The sequence below is a fragment of the Burkholderia semiarida genome, from assembly GCF_029268935.1.
Taxonomy (GTDB): Bacteria; Pseudomonadota; Gammaproteobacteria; order Burkholderiales; family Burkholderiaceae; genus Burkholderia; species Burkholderia semiarida.
The window spans coordinates 1,357,741-1,373,781 of the sequence record NZ_JAHLCL010000008.1 but is presented as its reverse complement, the minus strand read 5'-3'; the positions used below and the strand labels follow the sequence as shown (position 1 = coordinate 1,373,781).

Here is a 16,041-nt window from a genome sequence, read left to right as displayed (position 1 = left end):
CCGCGCATGAATCGGGGTCAAGCATGACTTCGTGAAGAAATGGCGAACGGATGCGCATTGTGCCACCGATGCGGCGCCCATCGGGTTTACGCGGATGGCGGGCCGGCCTGCCGCCGCCGACAAGCGCGGTCGGGCCGTGCGCGCAACCCGGCAGTTGGACGAGCGCAACGCTTTGCGCGCGATGACCGGTACCCGATGGACGGACGATTTCCGACGTGACACCATTTTGTCCTCACGCGGCCGCACACCGCGTCGTCCGCCCTGCGGGCCACACATACAACAGATCGAACATGCGCCGGGCGTTTGGCCCGCCCGGCCCCCGGCTCCGGAGATTCGTCATGAAGAAGCACGCCATTTTTGCCGCCGCGCTCGCCGCTTGCGCCGCGCCGGCCTTTGCCGAGAACAGCGTGACGCTGTACGGCCTGATCGACGAAGGCTTCAATTACACGAACAACGTCAACGTCAATGGGGTCGGAAAGACCAACTACCAGCTCGCGAGCGGCTATGCGCAGGGCAGCCGGTGGGGCCTGAAGGGCAGCGAGGATCTCGGCGGCGGGCTGAAGGCGATCTTCACGCTGGAAAACGGTTTCGACGTGAATAACGGCCGGCTCGGCCAGGGCGGTCGCATGTTCGGCCGTCAGGCGTTCGTCGGGCTGTCGGAGTCGCGCTTCGGCACGCTGACTTTCGGCCGCCAGTACGATTCCGTCGTCGACTATCTCGCGCCGCTGACCGCGAACGGCAACTGGGGCGGCACGCTGTTCTCGCACCCGTTCGACAACGACAACACGGACAACTCGTTTCGCGTCAACAACACGGTCAAGTACGCAAGCCCCGACTGGAACGGCCTGACGCTGGGCGGCACGTACAGCTTCAGCAACAGCACGGGCTTCTCGAACAACCGCCAGTACAGCATCGGCGCGCAGTATTCGCTCGCCGGGCTGCAAGTCGCCGCCGCGTACCTGCAGGCGAACAATCCGGGCATCGGCAACGCGGGCGCGATCGCGGCCGACGACGCGAACTTCGTCGCCGATCGGCTGCGCATCTTCGGCGGCGGCCTCAACTATACGTTCGGCCCGGCCACGGTCGGCTTCGTCTATACGAAGACCGACGTGAAGAACCCGGTATCGACGGTCTACCTGCCGGCGTCGACGTTCGCCGGCCTCGGGCTGACCGCGACGAAGTTCCAGAACTTCGAAGTCAACGGCAAGTACCAGCTCACGCCCGATTTCTACCTCGGCGCGCAGTACGTGTACACGGACGGCAAGTACGACGCCGCGGCCGGCTCGTTCAAGCCGAAGTACCACACGGTCGGCCTGATGGCCGACTACAGCCTGTCGAAGCGCACCGACGTGTACCTGCAGGGCGCGTGGCAGAAGGTGGCTGGCGACAAGACGGGCACGGCGGCCGACGGCGGCTACGTCGTCGGGACGGACGGCCCGTCGTCGTCGTCGAACCAGTTCTCGGTGCGCGCCGCGATCCGCCACAAGTTCTGAGTGCGCCGGCGTCGGGGCGCATGCCCCGGCACGGCCGCCGTCAGTCCGCTTGGTGCGTGCCGCCGAGCGTTTCCGCGAGCCAGTCGACGAAGATCCGCACGCGCGGCGCCAGGTGCCGGCCGGTCGGGAACACCACCGCCACGGGCAGCGGCGCCGCATTCCATTCCGGCAGCACCTCGACCAGCGAACCGTCGGCGAGCAGCGGCGCGAGCCCGTCGCGCGGCGCCTGGATCAGCCCGAGGCCCGCGACGCAGCACGCGAGATACGCCTGCGAGCTGTTGACCGACACGACGCTGTGCATTTTGACGGTGCGCATCTCGCCCGAATCCATGTCCGCATATTCCCAGTCCAGTTCGCGGCCCGTGCGGCTCGAAAAATAACCGACCGCGACGTGGTCCGGCAGATCGTCCGGCGAGCGCGGCGTGCCGTGGCGCGCGAGATAGGCGGGCGACGCGCAGTTGATCTGGGCCATCTCGCCGACGCGCCGCGCGACGAGCGACGTGTCGGACAGCACGCCGACCCGCACCGCGCAGTCGATGCCGTCCGCGACGAGATCGACGAAGCGGTCGGTCGTGCTGATCACGATGCGCAGGTCGGGGTAGCGCGCGTGGAAATCCGGCAGCGCCGGAATCACGTGATTCAGCGCGAAACGTTCGGGCAGGTCGACGCGGATCACGCCGCGCGGCGACGCGCCGGCGTCCTCGAACAGCGTTTCCGCGTCGTCGAGATCGGCCAGCAACCGCACGCAGCGCTCGTAGTAGGTCGCGCCCTCGGCGGTCAGCGCGACGCGCCGCGTCGTGCGTTGCAGCAGCCGGACCTTCAGGTGCTTTTCCAGATACTGGACGGCGTTGCTGACCGTCGGGCGCGGCAGCTGGAGTTGCTCGGCCGCTTTCGTGAAGCTGCCGAGATGGGCGACGCGCGCGAAGATGCGCATTGCTTGCAGATGATCCATGCGGGCGAGAACCTTGGCGGGAAAGGAACAGGCTCCATTGTTAATCAGCGTCGAATGGTTTGGTGGAGCGTTTCGCGTTTATCGCGCGGCGTCACGCGGCCAGAATCCGTTCCATCCACTCACCATTTGAAGGAAACGGACATGGACATGCGTCAACTGGGCCGCACGGGCCCGCAGGTATCGGCGATCGCGCTCGGCTGCATGGGGATGTCGGATTTCTACGGGCCGGCCGATCGCGACGAAAGCATCGCGACGCTGCACGCGGCGCTCGACCACGGCATCACGATGCTCGACACCGGCGATTTCTACGGGATGGGCGATAACGAGATGCTGATTCGCGACGCGCTGCGCGGCCGTACGCGCGACCAGGTGCGCATCAGCGTGAAATTCGGCGCGCTGCGCGATCCGGCCGGCGGGTTTGCCGGCTACGACGCGCGGCCCGCGGCGATCCGGAACTTCGTCGCGTATTCGCTGAAGCGGCTCGGCACCGATTACCTCGACATCTATCGCCCGGCCCGCGTCGATCCGGCGGTGCCGATCGAGGAAACGGTCGGCGCGATCGCCGATCTCGTGAAGGCAGGGTACGTGCGCCATATCGGGCTGTCCGAAGCCGGCGCGGACACGATCCGCCGCGCGGCCGCCGTCGCGCCGATCGCCGATCTGCAGATCGAGTACTCGTTGCTGTCGCGCGGGATCGAGGCCGAGATCCTGCCCGTGTGCCGCGCGCTCGGCATTGGCGTGACGGCCTACGGCGTGCTGTCGCGCGGGCTGCTCGGCGGGCGCTGGACGGCGGCGCGGCAGGGCGAGCGCGATTTCCGCGCGGCGAGCCCGCGCTTCCAGGGCGAGAATCTCGCGCACAACCTCGCGCTCGTCGACGCGCTGCGCGCGATCGCCGACGAGAAGGGCAGCAATCCGGCGCAGGTCGCGATCGCGTGGGTACTGTCGCGCGGCGCCGACATCGTGCCGCTGGTCGGCGCCCGCAAACGCACGCAATTGCAGGACGGTTTGCTGGCGACTGAATTGCAACTAACGGTCAACGACCTCGCGCGTATCGAAGCGGCGGTCCCCGCCGGGGCGGCTGCCGGCGAGCGCTATCCGGCCGCGCAGATGGCGCACCTCGACAGCGAGCAGGGCCGGGGGTGATTCACGGGGCCGGATGGACGCGCCTGAGCGCTCCGTCCGGCGGGCCCGAGCCAGCCTCAGGCAAAACCAGATGGCGGGCGGCATCGCAGGCGGGCACCATCGGCGCCGTACTCAACGGACGGAATGCCTCCATGCAAATGCATACGCTGACGATCGTCGTGCTGGTTTTCCTGCTGGCCGGCGCGGTGAAGGGCATGATCGGTCTCGGGCTGCCGACGATCGCGATGGGGCTGCTGACGCTCGCGATGCCGCCGTCGGCCGCGGCAAGTCTGCTGCTCGTCCCGTCGTTCATCACCAACGTGTGGCAGCTGTGGCTCGGCCCGTCGTTCGGCGCGCTGCTGCGCCGGCTGTGGCCGCTGCTCGCCGGCCTGACGGTCGGCACGCTGACGGGCGGGTTGCCGGCGCTTGCGGCCGGCAGCACGTGGACGCACGCGGCGCTCGGCGTGGTGCTGGTGCTTTACGGGCTATGGGGGCTGGCGGCCGCACGGTTGCCCGCGCCGGGGCGCCACGAAAAATGGCTGTCGGCCGTGGTCGGCTACCTGACGGGCGTCGTGACGGCCGCGACCGGCGTGTTCGTCGTACCGGCCGTGCCGTACCTGCAGGCGCTGCGGCTGTCCAAGGACGATCTGATCCAGGCGCTCGGGCTGTCGTTTACCGCGTCGACGATCGTGCTCGGCCTGCAGTTGCGTGTGACGGGCGCATTGCAGACGGTCGATCTCGGCGTGTCGGCGCTCGCGCTCGTGCCCGCGCTGGCGGGAATGGCCGGCGGCCAATATGCGCGGCGCGTGATGAGCGAGAAGATGTTCAAGCGTTGCTTCTTCGTCGGGCTGGTTGTACTGGGCGCGTATATGGCGGGGGCAGGGTGGTGGTGAACGTGTAGCCGGGCGCCGAATGGTCCCGAAGCCGGTTTCGCGAGCCGTCACGGGATCCCGGTCACGCGCCTCACGCCGGATCGGCTACTTCAGTTTCCACCCGACCGTGCGAGTCGCGCCCGCGCCGAGTGTGACCGGCTTCGGCGTGCACGCGACGTTCGAAGGCAGTTGCCCGACCGGCAGCGTCGACAGCGGATTCGTCGTGCCGTTCACCGCTCGGCGTATCGGTGTGCGAGGCCGAGCGCAGGCCGGCGCGCGCGACGGCCTGCCGTTCCGACGACGTCAAAGCTGCTTCTCGATCGCCGCCTTGTCGATCACCGACCACACCTGGCGGATCTTGCCTTCGTGAAATTCGTAGAACACGTTCTCGGCGAACGTGACCTTGCGGCCGTCGATGGCGAGCCCCATGAACGTCCCTTTCGGTGAACACGTGAAGCGAAGGCGGCACGCGACGCGCGGCGGCTCGCACACGAGCAGCCGGATCTCGAAACGCAGATCGGGGATGTCGCGGAAGTCCTGTTCCAGCATCGCGCGATAACCGGCGAGGCCGAGCGGCCGGTCGTTGTGGATCACGTCGTCCGATACGTATTCGCCGAGCGACGGCCAGTCCTGCCGGTTCAGGCAGTCGATATACGCGCGATAGCGGGTGGCGAGATCGGTATCGGTCATGGCCATGTCTCCGTATGTCGATCGGGTGAGTCGAATGTGGCGCGCGTTACCGCGGCGGCGCGTCGCCCGACAAAAACGCGACGAATTCGCGCGTGTACTTCGGCAGCGTGTCGAACGACCGCGCGCAGAGCGTCAGTTTCCGATGGCTCCACGGATCGGACAGCTCGACGAGCCGCACGTCCATCGTCTGCATCGCGCGCTCGGCCGCATGCCGCGACACGATGCCGATGCCCACGCCGCTCGCGATCACGCGGCAGATCGCGTCGAAGCTCTTCAATTGCACGCGATAGCGGATCCGCTTGCCGAGCGCGCGCGCCTGGTCGGCGAGATGCACCTGCAGCGCGCTGCCGTCGGTGAGGCCGATGAAGTCTTCGCCCGCGATGTCGTCGAACGCGATCTTGTCGTGCGACGCGAGCGGATGCGCGGCCGGCACGACGACGATCAGCCAGTCTTCGCGGAACGGCTTTTGTTCGAGCCCGCCGAGGCCGACCGAATCGGCGACGATGCCGATCTCGGCCGTCTTGTTGCGGATCGCATGCACGATCTCCTGGCTCGAGCGTTCCTCGACGCTGATCGACAGCTTCGGATGGCGCGGCAGGTAATCGGCCAGTGCGTCGGGCAGGTATTCGCTCAGCGATGCGGTGTTGCACAGCAGCCGGATATGGCCGCGCAGCCCCTGGCCGTATTGCTGCAGTTCGCCGCGCATGTGATCGATCTGCTGCAGCACGGTGCGCGCGTGGTGTTCGAGCGCGCGGCCCGCATCGGTCGCCTGCGCGCCCGACTTGGTCCGGTGCAGCAGCGGCACGCCCAGTTCGTCCTCCATCCCGCGAATGCGCTCGCTCGCCGCCTGCAGCGTGATGTGCGTGCGTTCGGCGCCGCTCGTGATCGTGCCGGCCTCGCAGATGTTCAGGAAGAGCCGCAGGTCGGTCAGGTCGAAGCGCATGATGGCAAGGCGATGGGGGAATGGCCGATAAGTTAGCAGGAACCGCGGCGGCGGTCTCAGGGTTGGCCTGAGACCCGGTTCGCCGCTTCCGCATTTCCGGGGCGCGATCGATGGCCGATCATGAACGCACATCAACCGGGGAGCCCGTCATGCGGATCGATTCGTCATGGGGCGTGTCGTTCAAGATCGCGCTGCATCTGCTGTTCCTGTGCGTCGGCGTCGCGTGGGCCGGGGCCCAATTCGTCGCATGGTTGCGATGAACGTCGCGCGTTTGTCTATGAAAATGGAGTTGCCATAGTTTTTTGCGACGAAAATTCTTCCGTTTTTCTCCGAAAGGACCATCAAGTTTTTCCGGATCGGACCGTATTACCGGTAACGCATGCCGGCCGGCATCCGCTCCGTGATCGTTTGTCATCATTGTTTGCATCCGGTTACACGTCGGCCGTTCCGTTTTTGAGATGCTTGAAAGATTGTCAAACCGGAGTCGGATCGTCCATGAAAACGCGCGAGATTCACCGCAAGGCGGCGTGGCTGTCGGGCCTGGCCGCCGTGCTCGTCATGGCCGGTTGTGCAAGTACGCAGTCCGTTGCGCCGAGCGACACGCTGGCGGGGCAGCCTTCCGATTCGAGCCGGCCTGCCGCGCCGTCGGCCGGACCGATGCCGGCCGCGCCTAAGCCGGCCGCGCCTATGCCGGCCGCGCCGATTCTCGTCGCGAAAAAGTACGTCGTGAAGCGCGGCGACACGCTGACGGGCATCGCATCCGCGAACGATTGCAGCGTGGCCGACTTGCGCACCTGGAACAAGCTGGCCGCGAACGGCAGGCTGCGCATGGGGCAGGTCCTGCGCATCGTCAAGCAGCAGCCGCTGCCGCCCGCGGGCGCGGCCGGCACGCAGGCTGTGGCGGGCAATGGCGCGGCGGATAATCAGGCCGCTTCGCCGGCCAATCCGCAAGCCACTTCGCAGGCCACCGCGTCGACCGCGAGCGACCGCCAGGTCGTCAAGGAAACGAAGCGCCATGCGGGCGGCGTCGCGCTGAAGTGGCCCGCAACCGGCAAGATCGTCGAAGGGTTCCGGCCCGGGCAGAACCGCGGCATCCAGATCGCCGGCCGGCCAGGCGACCCGGTTCGCGCCGCGGCCGACGGCCGGGTGATGTATGCGGGCACCGGCCTGAACGATTACGGCAGCCTGATCATCGTGCAGCACAACGCGGATTTCCTGACCGCCTATGCACACAACCGCAAGCTGCTCGTGAAGACGGGCGACATCGTGCATCAGGGCGATGCGATCGCCGAGATGGGCGACCTCGACAACTCGCGTGTCGCGCTGCTGTTCGAGGTGCGACGCGACGGCAAGCCGGTGAACCCGATGCCGTACCTGCCTTCGTCGCAAGGGTGAAGCGCGGCCGTCGCGCTGGAACGCGGCGGCGGTCGCTGCTACGCTAGGTGTTCATGCGAATCCCGCCATCGCGGGGCCGACGGGCGTCTTTCGGGGATGCGCGGCGAATGCCGTCGCGGGCCGGCCGTCGGCGTGAACGGTCGCGCGTCGCCGATGCGCGGCCGCGTTGCTTCGCGCCACCGTTTCCGACAGAACAGATCTCATCCATGGAACATTCTCCGACACGCCGCTCGCTGTTGCTTGCCGCCGTTGCCGCGCCGTTCGTTGCCGCATGCACGTCGGCGCCGGTCGCCGACCAGGGGCGCGCCCATACTGGACAAGCCGAACTCGCCGCGCTGGAAAAAGCCTCGAACGGGCGGCTCGGCGTCGCCGCGCTCGATACGTCGAACGGCGTGCGCATCGCGCACCACGCGCGCGAGCGCTTCCCGCTGTGCGGCACGTATGCGGTCATGGCGGCCGCCGCGATGCTCGCGCGCGGCGCGCTCGACGCATCGCTGCTGCCGCGCCGCATCCTGTACCGTCGCTATGAAATCGTGTCCGGCTCGCCGATTACGGAAAGCCGCGTCGACACCGGCATGACGATCGCGCAGCTGTGCGCGGCGATGCTGCAGTCGGGCGACAAGGGCGCGGGCAACCTGCTGATGGGCGTGCTCGGCGGCCCGCAGGCCGTCACGGCGTTCGCGCGCGAAAGCGGCGACACCACCTTCCGCCTCGATCACTGGGAACCCGAGCTGAACAAGGCCGCGCCCGGCGACGAGCGCGACACGTCGACGCCGGTCGCGATGGTCGACACGCTGCAGCGGCTGCTGCTCGGCGACACGCTGCGCGAACCGCAGCGCGCGCAACTGACGGAATGGATGGTCGGCGGCGCGCGCGGCGCGACCGGCATCGCGGCTGGCGTGCCGCCCGGCTGGCGCGTCGCCGACAAGGCCGGCACCGGCGGCTACGGCACGACGACCGACATCGCGGTGCTGTGGCCGCCGTCGCACGCGCCGATCGTGATGGCCGTGTCGTTCACGCAGCCGGAGGCGACTGCCGCGGCGCGCGCGGACGTCGTCGCATCGGCGGCGCGCATCGCGGCGGGCGCGCTTACCGCGACGGCCTGAGTATCCGGCGTCTCGCGCAAAGCCGGCGTTTGGCTTATCGTGTCGGTCAGCGCGCGCCGGCGTCGGCGCGCGGCCCATCCGCGCCGTTTCCCGTTTCCCGTTCGCCATGCGCCGACTTCCGCCCCTGCACGCGCTGCAGATCTTCTCGACGGTGGCTCGCCACCGCAGCTTCACGCGCGCGGCCGAGCAGCTGTGCATCACGCAGGGCGCGGTGAGCCGGCAGATCCAGACGCTCGAGGCGCATTACGGTTTTCCGCTGTTCAGGCGGCATGCGAAGGGCCTCACGCTGACGGCCGAGGGCGAGCAGTTGTTGCCGGTGGTCGACGAGAGCTTCGCGCGGATCGAGGACATCTCGATGAAGCTCACGCGGCAGCGCACCGATCTCGCGCTGAAGGTGCCGACCTGCGTGATCCGCTGGATGCTGCCGCGCATCATGCGTTTCCAGGGCGAACATCCCGATCTCCACGTGCAGATCACGACCGCGTGGCAGCACGTCGTCGATTTCTCGAGCGAACCGTTCGATGCGGCGATCGTCTACGGGACCTCGCCCGGCCCGGGCGTCGTCGCGCTGCCGCTGTTCGACGAGCGGCTGACACCCGTTTGCGCGCCCGAGTTGCGGCAAGCGTCGCCGCTCGATGCGGTCGGCGATCTCGCGCGCCATACGCTGCTGCATCCGACGCGCGACCACCGCGACTGGCGCGCATGGCTCGACCATGCGGGCGAGCGTGGAGTCGATCCCGCGCGCGGGCCGACGTTCGACACGCTCGATCTCGCGACGAACGCGGCGATGCAGGGCTTCGGCGTCGCGATCGGCGACGTGACGCTCGTCGACGACGACGTCAGCGCGCGCCGGCTCGAACGGCCGTTCGACATCGTGCTCGAGACGGGCGCGCGCTACTTCTTCGTCTATCCCGAGAACCTCGGCGGCCAGCAGAAGATTCGCGCGTTCAGCGACTGGATCGCGCGCCATCGCGACTGACGCGCGGCCGCGGCGAGCTTTACTGGTAGGTCACGACGGCGATCATCGGTGCACGACTGTTGCCCGCGCGCTTCGGTAAAACGATTGCGCCCGAAGCTTCGGTAAAGGTCGTGGTCTTGACGGCCTGCTGGCTCGCCGCGTCGACGAACGCGATCTGCCCGGTCGCGGGCCGCGGGCAATCGGCGCGTATGCGGGCGGCGTTGGCCGTGTCGGGCGCGAACGAGCAGGGCGGCTCGACGATCATGCCGGTGAAGTGGATGATGCCGGATGCGCCTTCGGCAAAGGACGAGGAAGGCGCCAGAAGCGAGGCAGCCAATGCGAACGAGGCGGCGAACAGGCGATGCTTCATGACAGGCTCCAGAGAGGAAGCGCGTCGCAGCGAGGCCGCTCGAATGGCAGTCCGTCAACGCTGCGATGCTGTATGCGTAAACGGCAATTTCATCGAACCTCTTGAGTGAGAAACCGGAAATAACGACGACGAGCAAACGACGCCGTGTTTCTTCAATCAATTTATCTCAAAATTGTGCGGCCGCAAGTCAGGGTATTGCCGATGACGTAGGCTCGGTGGATACCCGTCAATGGATGCGGGATTTGCAGGTAAATCGTTGAGGGCTCAACGAATCGGCAATCCTGAGAATGGCGATTCGCCAAAAGAAAACGGCCGCTCGCGCGGGGCGAGCGGCCGTGTTGCGCTGGCGCGCGGCGGGCGGTGTTCAGCCCGCGCGCTTGCGGATCGCGCCGACGACCACGAGCAGCACGATCGCGCCGATGATCGACGCGATCCAGCCGGCGCCCTGGCCAGGCGCGTACCAGCCGGCCGCGCGGCCGACGTAGCCGGCGACCAGCGAACCCACGACGCCGAGCACGATGGTCATCAGGATACCCATCTTGTCGTCGCCCGGCTTGAACGCGCGGGCGAGGAGGCCGACGATGAGCCCGACGACCAGGGTTTCGATGAATTGCAGCATGGATGCCCCCTGTTGCTGTTGAGTTGTTGACGAAAGGAAATGGACTCGCCCGGCGCACCGGGGTTCCCTGCGACGGCGAACCCGTGCGCGGCGTGCCGAGTATCGCATGCCGGCGCGTCGTGCGGATGTCAGGCGGTCGGCACACCGGCCGCCGGATCGAGCCGTCGATAGCCTTCGGTCGCGTTCAGCAGCGTGCGCGTGTAGTCGCGTGCGACCTGCCCGGCGCGCACGTCCTCGACCCGCAATTGCTCGACGATCTCGCCGTGCTGCATTACCGCGACGCGCTGGCACAGGAAGCCGATCACCGCGAGGTTGTGGCTGACGAGGATCATCGTCAGGTTGCGTTCGCGATGCAGGCGGCGCAGCAGGTTGAGGATCTCGGCCTGCACCGATACGTCGAGCGCGGACGTCGGCTCGTCGAGCAGCAGCACGCGCGGCTCGACGATCAGCGCACGCGCGATCGCCACGCGCTGCCGCTGGCCGCCCGACAACTGGTGCGGATAGCGGAAGCGGAACGCGGGGCCGAGGCCGACCTCGGCGAGCGCGCGGGCGATCCGCGCATCGGGGTCGTCGATCGCATGGATCGACAGCGGCTCGCGCAGCGTCTGATCGACGGTGAAGCGCGGATGCAGCGACGCGTACGGATCCTGGAACACCATCTGCACGTGGCGGCGGAACGCGCGATCGGGCGTGCCGCCCACCGGGCGGCCGTCGATCGACAGGCTGCCGGACGCGAGCGGCACGAGGCCCGTCAGCGCACGCAGCAGCGTCGACTTGCCGGAACCCGATTCGCCGACCAGCCCGAACACTTCGCCGTCGCGCACCGCGAAGCTCGCGTCGCGCACGGCGTCGACGTGACCCGTGCGGGTCGGGAAACGGATCGATGCGTGATCGACGTCGATCATCGTGCGGGCTCCTGTCGATTGGCGGGCGCGAAGGCGGGCGGTGCGGAATCGAGCCATGCCGGATCGCGCCGCAGCACCGGCAGTTCGTCGGGCGGGTTCGCGAGCGGCGGGTTGGCCGCGAGCAGGCCGCGCGTATAGGGATGCGAAGCGTCGCGCAGGTCGCGCGCGGCGCAGGTTTCGACCACGCGGCCCGCATACATCACCGCGACGCGATCGCAGAACGACATCACGAGCGGCAGGTCGTGACTGATGAACATCAGGCCCGTGCCGTGGCGCGCGATCATCGCGTCGAGCACCGCGAGCACCTGCATCGACACCGCGACGTCGAGCGCGGACGTCGGCTCGTCGGCGATCAAGAGGCGCGGGCCGGTCGACACCATCATCGCGATCATCACGCGCTGACCCATGCCGCCCGACAGCTCGTGCGGATACGCATCGGCGACGCGCGCCGGGTCGCGGATCTGCACGGCCGCGAGCGCCTCGACGATCCGTTCGCGCAGCGCGCGGCCGCGCAAGCCGGGCTCGTGCAGGCGGAACGCCTCGCCCATCTGCTTCGCGACCGTCATCACCGGATTCAGCGAATATTTCGGGTCCTGCAGGATCATCCCCATCTGGCTGCCGCACAGCCGCCGGCGCTCGCGCGGCGACATCGCGAGCAGGTCGTGCCCCGCGAAGCGCATCGTGCGCGCCGAAAAGCGCGCGGCGTCGGGCAGCAGGCCGAGCAGCGCGCGGCCCGTCAGCGACTTGCCGGAGCCCGATTCGCCGACGATGCCGAGCCGTTCGCCGGGCGCGAGGGTCAGCGACAGGTCGCGCACGGCGTCGGTCACGCTGCCGTCGTGCCCGCGAAAGCCGATCTTCAGCCCGTCGATCTCGCAGAGCGGCGCCGGCGCGGTAGTGGAATTCGTCGGCATGTCACGCTCCATGACGGGGATCGAAGACGTCGCGCAGCCCGTCGCCGAGCAGGTTGAACGCGAGGCTCACGAGCAGGATCGCGATGCCGGGCAGCGTCGCGACCCACCACGCGTCGAGCAGCACGTTGCGGCCCGACGCGACCATGAAACCCCACTCGGGGCTCGGCGGCTGCGCGCCGAGGCCGAGAAAGCCGAGGCCCGCGACGGTCAGGATGATGCCGGCCATGTCGAGCGTCGCGCGCACGATCACCGACGACATGCACAGCGGCATGATGTAGCGCAGCAGGATGCGCGGGCCCGACGCGCCTTGCAGCCGCGCGGCATGGATGTAGTCGGCTTGCGCGATGCGGATCGTCTCCGCGCGCGCGAGCCGCGCATACGCGGGCCACGCGGTGATCGAGATCGCGACCACGGCGTTGATCACGCCGGGGCCGAGCGCGGCCGCGAACGCGAGCGCGAGCACGATCTTCGGGAACGCGAGCGCGATGTCGGTGATGCGCATCAGCACGCTGTCGACGAAGCCGCCGCAATAGCCGGCCGTCGTGCCGATCAGGAGGCCGATCGGCACGACGATCGCGACGACGAGCAGCGCGATGCCGAGCGTCAGGCGCGACCCGGCGATCAGCCGCGAGAGGATGTCGCGGCCGAGCTGGTCGGTGCCGAACCAGTGCGACGGCGAGCCGGGCGGCAGCAGCCGGTCGGACAGCACCTGGCGCAGCGGATCGTGCGGCATGATCAGCGGGCCGACGATCGCGACGACGATCAGCGCAAGCAGGATCGCCAGCCCGAACAGGTTGAGCGGATTCGTGGCGAACCGGCGCCAGCGCCGGTACGCGAGGCCGAACGCGGCTTGCGAGCGCGACGCGGGCGCATCGGAAAGCAGCCACGCGCGCAGGGACAGACGCTCGGCGCTCATGGTTGGACGACCTTCGGCATCGGCGATGAAAGAAGCAGGAGGGAAGCGGTCATGTCGGGGCAGTCCTTTAGCGCGCACGCGGATCGAACACGCGGTACAGCGCGTCGGTCAGCAGGTTGACGGTGATGAACATCGCGCCGATCACGAGCGTCGCGCCGAGCACCGCGTTCATGTCGGCGTTCAGCAGCGCGCCGGTCAGGTACGAGCCGAGCCCCGGCCACGCGAACACGATCTCGGTCAGCACCGAGCCTTCGAGCAGGTTGCTGTACGTGAGCGCGATCACGGTGAGCAACGGCACCATGATGTTGCCGAACGCATGCCGCCAGATCACGCGGCGCTCGGACAGGCCCTTCGCGCGCGCGGTGACGATGTATTCCTGGCTCAGCTGGTCGAGCATGAACGAGCGCGTCATGCGGCTCAGATACGCGACCGAGTAGTAGCCGAGGATCGCGGCCGGCAGCGCGATGTGCGATACCGCGTTGCGGAACACGTCCCACTCGCCCGCGAGCGCCGCATCCAGCAGCAGGCTGCCGGTGCGCGGATCGACCATGCCGTCGTACACCGGGTCGAGCCGGCCGGGGCCGCCGACCCAGTGCAGCCGCGCATAGAACAGCAGCAGCCCCATCAACCCGAGCCAGAACACCGGCACGGAATTGCCGATCAGCCCGACGAAGCGCGCGACGTGATCGATCGGCCGGTTGTGCTTCACCGCGGCCGCGACGCCGAGCGGCACGCCGATCGCGATGCCGATCAGCGTCGCGATCGTCGCCAGTTCGAGCGTGGCCGGAAACACGCGCCGGATATCGTCGAGCACCGGGTTCGCGGTCAGCAGCGACACGCCGAGATTGCCGTGCAGCACGTCGCGCGCGTAGATCAGGAATTGCGTGGCGAGCGGCTTGTCGAGCCCGAGCGCGATGCGCTCGGCCGCGTACGCTTCGGCCGACGCGCGATCGCCGAGGATCGCGAGCACAGGGTCGATCGGCACCTTGCGGCCGATCACGAACGTCAGCGCGAGCAGCCCCGCGAACGTGACGGCGAGCGTGATCGCCCAGCGCAGCACGCGCAGCGCCCAGCGTACGGCCGGGCGCCGCGCGGGCAGCGTGCGCAGCGCTTCGAGGGAGGAGGCGGGAGTCGACATGCGGCGAATCTTATTGCTTCTTCAGGTTGCGGTACGACACGAGATCGTTGATCGGCCCGACTTCGAGCCCGCTCACGCCGGGCCGCGTCGCGACCTGCGCGACTTTCTCGAACATGATCACGAACGGCGAGCGCGCGAGCACTTCCTTCTGCATCGTCTGGTAAAGCTGCGCGCGTTTCGCGGCGGCCGGTTCGGCGAGCGCGGCGTCGGTTTGCTTCGTCAGTTGCGGGATGTCCCAGCTGTTGCGCCAGGCCAGCATTTTATAGCTCGACTTGTCGGCGTTGTCCGGATTCCACGCGAAACCCTGCGCGTTGCTGTGCGGATCGATGTAGTCGGCCGACCATTCGCCGATGTAGATGTCGTGCTGGCGCGCGCGGTATTTCGCGAGCGTCTGCTTGTTGTCGCCGGGGATCAGTTGCACCTTGATGCCGGCCTGCGCGAAATTCGCCTGCACGGCCTGCGCGATCTCCGTGTACGGATAGTCGTTGCGCACGTCCATCGTCACCGAAAAGCCGTTCGGCACGCCGGCCTTCGCGAGCAGCGCCTTCGCCTTCGCGACGTCGAGCTTGTACGGGTTCGCGTTCAGCGTGCCGAGGAAGCCTTCGGGCAGGAAGGTCTGGTGCACCTTGTAGGTCGTCTTCACGACGTTGCCCTGGATACCCGCGTAGTCGACGAGCCATTTCAGCGCTTCCTGCACGTCGGGTTTCGCGAGCGTCGGGTTCTTCGTGTTCAGGCCGAGATACAGCAGCGTCGCCTGCGGCGATGCCGCCACCTTCGCCTTGCCCGACTTCACGACCGACGCCAGATCGTCGGGGCTCAGGTCGCGCGCCGCGTCGACGTCGCCGTTTTCCAGCAGCAGGCGCTGGCTTGCCGCTTCGGGCACGTGGCGCAGCACGATGCGCTTCATCGCGAGCGGCAGCCGGTAGCCGTCGAAGCGTTGCAGCACGAGGCTGTCGCCGGCCGTCCATTTGACGAGCCTGTATGCGCCGGAGCCGGCTTCGTTGGTCTTCAGCCACGCGTTGCCGAAGTCGTTGCCTTGCTGGTGCGACAGCAGCAGCTTCCTGTCGAGCACCGACGCGGGCCACGAGCCGAGCACGTTTAGCACGAAGGTCGGCGCGTACTTGCGGTCGGTCGTGACCGACACCGTCGCGTCGTCGAGCTTCTTCACGTTCGCGACGACGTTCGCCTTCGTGAGGCCGATGCCGGTCAGCACGGCGGCCGGCCCCTTGTCGAGCAGCACCGCGCGCTGGATCGACCACGCGACGTCGTCGGCCGTCAGCGGGTTGCCCGAGTGGAACTTCAGGCCGGTACGCAGCTTGAACGTGTAGGTCAGGCCGTCGGGGCTCACCGTCCACGATTGCGCGACGTCGCCGTTGAATTTCGATGGATCGCGCAGGTCGACGCGCACGAGCCGGTCGTACGTGTTCGCGACGTATTCCTCCGGCACCAGTTCGTAGATTTCGCCCGGGTCGAGCGTCGTGAATTCGTCGAGCAGCGTGGCCATCACGAACATGTCCTTCGGCGTTTCCGCGTGGGCGGCGGCAAGCGGAACGGCGGCGAATACGGACGCGGCGGCCAGCGCCGCGACGAGCCGGGAGGTCGGGAATTTCATGGGCGCTTCTCCATCTGTCGTTTGAGTCGTTGAACGTGA

General features: G+C 68.0%; 17 protein-coding genes. 6 read left to right on the top strand and 11 right to left on the bottom strand.

Features of this window, described 5'->3' with window-relative positions:
- Nucleotides 1-338 precede the first annotated feature (338 nt).
- Entirely contained in the window at nucleotides 339-1,493 is a 1,155-nt protein-coding gene (locus KPB06_RS29410) for a porin (protein ID WP_275905788.1), read from the top strand.
- A gap of 40 nt (nucleotides 1,494-1,533) precedes the next feature.
- Here the strand turns inward: KPB06_RS29410 and KPB06_RS29405 are convergent, their stop codons facing one another.
- Nucleotides 1,534-2,445: a LysR family transcriptional regulator gene (locus KPB06_RS29405; protein WP_104012734.1), complete on the bottom strand. Its 912-nt coding sequence runs from the start codon at nucleotides 2,443-2,445 to the stop codon at nucleotides 1,534-1,536.
- A 141-nt stretch (nucleotides 2,446-2,586) separates the two neighbouring features.
- On the opposite strand from KPB06_RS29405, the gene KPB06_RS29400 reads away from it, so the two are divergent.
- Both KPB06_RS29400 and KPB06_RS29395 read left to right on the top strand, forming a co-directional pair.
- Nucleotides 2,587-3,588, top strand: coding sequence for an aldo/keto reductase (locus KPB06_RS29400; protein WP_104012735.1), 1,002 nt, complete (start codon nucleotides 2,587-2,589; stop codon nucleotides 3,586-3,588).
- Nucleotides 3,589-3,719: 131 nt separating this feature from the next.
- The gene (locus tag KPB06_RS29395) at nucleotides 3,720-4,460 is read left to right on the top strand and encodes a sulfite exporter TauE/SafE family protein (protein ID WP_104012736.1); all 741 of its coding nucleotides are present in this window, start codon (nucleotides 3,720-3,722) and stop codon (nucleotides 4,458-4,460) included.
- Nucleotides 4,461-4,544: 84 nt separating this feature from the next.
- On the opposite strand, the gene KPB06_RS29390 is transcribed toward KPB06_RS29395, so the two are convergent.
- The 3 genes from KPB06_RS29390 to KPB06_RS29380 all read right to left on the bottom strand — a co-directional run bounded on the left by KPB06_RS29390 (nucleotide 4,545) and on the right by KPB06_RS29380 (nucleotide 6,072).
- Entirely contained in the window at nucleotides 4,545-4,673 is a 129-nt protein-coding gene (locus KPB06_RS29390) for a hypothetical protein (protein ID WP_256940235.1), read from the bottom strand.
- Between the two features lie 69 nt (nucleotides 4,674-4,742).
- A complete protein-coding gene (locus KPB06_RS29385; protein ID WP_226223050.1) occupies nucleotides 4,743-5,129 on the bottom strand; it encodes an ester cyclase in 387 nt (128 codons plus the stop codon).
- A gap of 46 nt (nucleotides 5,130-5,175) precedes the next feature.
- A complete protein-coding gene (locus tag KPB06_RS29380) occupies nucleotides 5,176-6,072 on the bottom strand; it encodes a LysR substrate-binding domain-containing protein (RefSeq protein ID WP_275905789.1) in 897 nt (298 codons plus the stop codon).
- Between the two features lie 495 nt (nucleotides 6,073-6,567).
- On the opposite strand from KPB06_RS29380, the gene KPB06_RS29375 reads away from it, so the two are divergent.
- The 3 genes from KPB06_RS29375 to KPB06_RS29365 all read left to right on the top strand — a co-directional run bounded on the left by KPB06_RS29375 (nucleotide 6,568) and on the right by KPB06_RS29365 (nucleotide 9,552).
- Entirely contained in the window at nucleotides 6,568-7,467 is a 900-nt protein-coding gene (locus KPB06_RS29375; RefSeq protein WP_275906024.1) for a peptidoglycan DD-metalloendopeptidase family protein, read from the top strand.
- A gap of 206 nt (nucleotides 7,468-7,673) precedes the next feature.
- The gene (gene bla / locus KPB06_RS29370; RefSeq protein ID WP_089465604.1) at nucleotides 7,674-8,573 is read left to right on the top strand and encodes a class A beta-lactamase; all 900 of its coding nucleotides are present in this window, start codon (nucleotides 7,674-7,676) and stop codon (nucleotides 8,571-8,573) included.
- Between the two features lie 106 nt (nucleotides 8,574-8,679).
- Complete coding sequence (locus KPB06_RS29365; RefSeq protein WP_059584968.1) at nucleotides 8,680-9,552, top strand: LysR substrate-binding domain-containing protein; 873 nt, start codon at nucleotides 8,680-8,682, stop codon at nucleotides 9,550-9,552.
- 19 nt (nucleotides 9,553-9,571) lie between these two features.
- Here the strand turns inward: KPB06_RS29365 and KPB06_RS29360 are convergent, their stop codons facing one another.
- The 7 genes from KPB06_RS29360 to KPB06_RS29330 all read right to left on the bottom strand — a co-directional run bounded on the left by KPB06_RS29360 (nucleotide 9,572) and on the right by KPB06_RS29330 (nucleotide 16,002).
- Nucleotides 9,572-9,901 (bottom strand): hypothetical protein, encoded by a 330-nt coding sequence (locus KPB06_RS29360; RefSeq protein ID WP_059639607.1) that lies wholly within the window; start codon nucleotides 9,899-9,901, stop codon nucleotides 9,572-9,574.
- 364 nt (nucleotides 9,902-10,265) lie between these two features.
- Nucleotides 10,266-10,520, bottom strand: a complete 255-nt coding sequence (locus KPB06_RS29355) for a GlsB/YeaQ/YmgE family stress response membrane protein (protein ID WP_059584970.1) — start codon at nucleotides 10,518-10,520, stop codon at nucleotides 10,266-10,268.
- A gap of 128 nt (nucleotides 10,521-10,648) precedes the next feature.
- The gene (locus tag KPB06_RS29350) at nucleotides 10,649-11,425 is read right to left on the bottom strand and encodes an ABC transporter ATP-binding protein (RefSeq protein ID WP_060310822.1); all 777 of its coding nucleotides are present in this window, start codon (nucleotides 11,423-11,425) and stop codon (nucleotides 10,649-10,651) included.
- Nucleotides 11,422-12,336 (bottom strand): ABC transporter ATP-binding protein, encoded by a 915-nt coding sequence (locus tag KPB06_RS29345; RefSeq protein WP_089465603.1) that lies wholly within the window; start codon nucleotides 12,334-12,336, stop codon nucleotides 11,422-11,424. The genes KPB06_RS29350 and KPB06_RS29345 overlap by 4 nt, the downstream gene beginning before the upstream one ends.
- A gap of 1 nt (nucleotide 12,337) precedes the next feature.
- Complete coding sequence (gene nikC / locus KPB06_RS29340) at nucleotides 12,338-13,252, bottom strand: nickel transporter permease (protein WP_089465602.1); 915 nt, start codon at nucleotides 13,250-13,252, stop codon at nucleotides 12,338-12,340.
- A 67-nt stretch (nucleotides 13,253-13,319) separates the two neighbouring features.
- Nucleotides 13,320-14,390, bottom strand: a complete 1,071-nt coding sequence (locus KPB06_RS29335; protein ID WP_059584974.1) for an ABC transporter permease — start codon at nucleotides 14,388-14,390, stop codon at nucleotides 13,320-13,322.
- A 10-nt stretch (nucleotides 14,391-14,400) separates the two neighbouring features.
- A complete protein-coding gene (locus tag KPB06_RS29330; RefSeq protein WP_060968811.1) occupies nucleotides 14,401-16,002 on the bottom strand; it encodes an ABC transporter substrate-binding protein in 1,602 nt (533 codons plus the stop codon).
- Nucleotides 16,003-16,041: the final 39 nt, after the last annotated feature.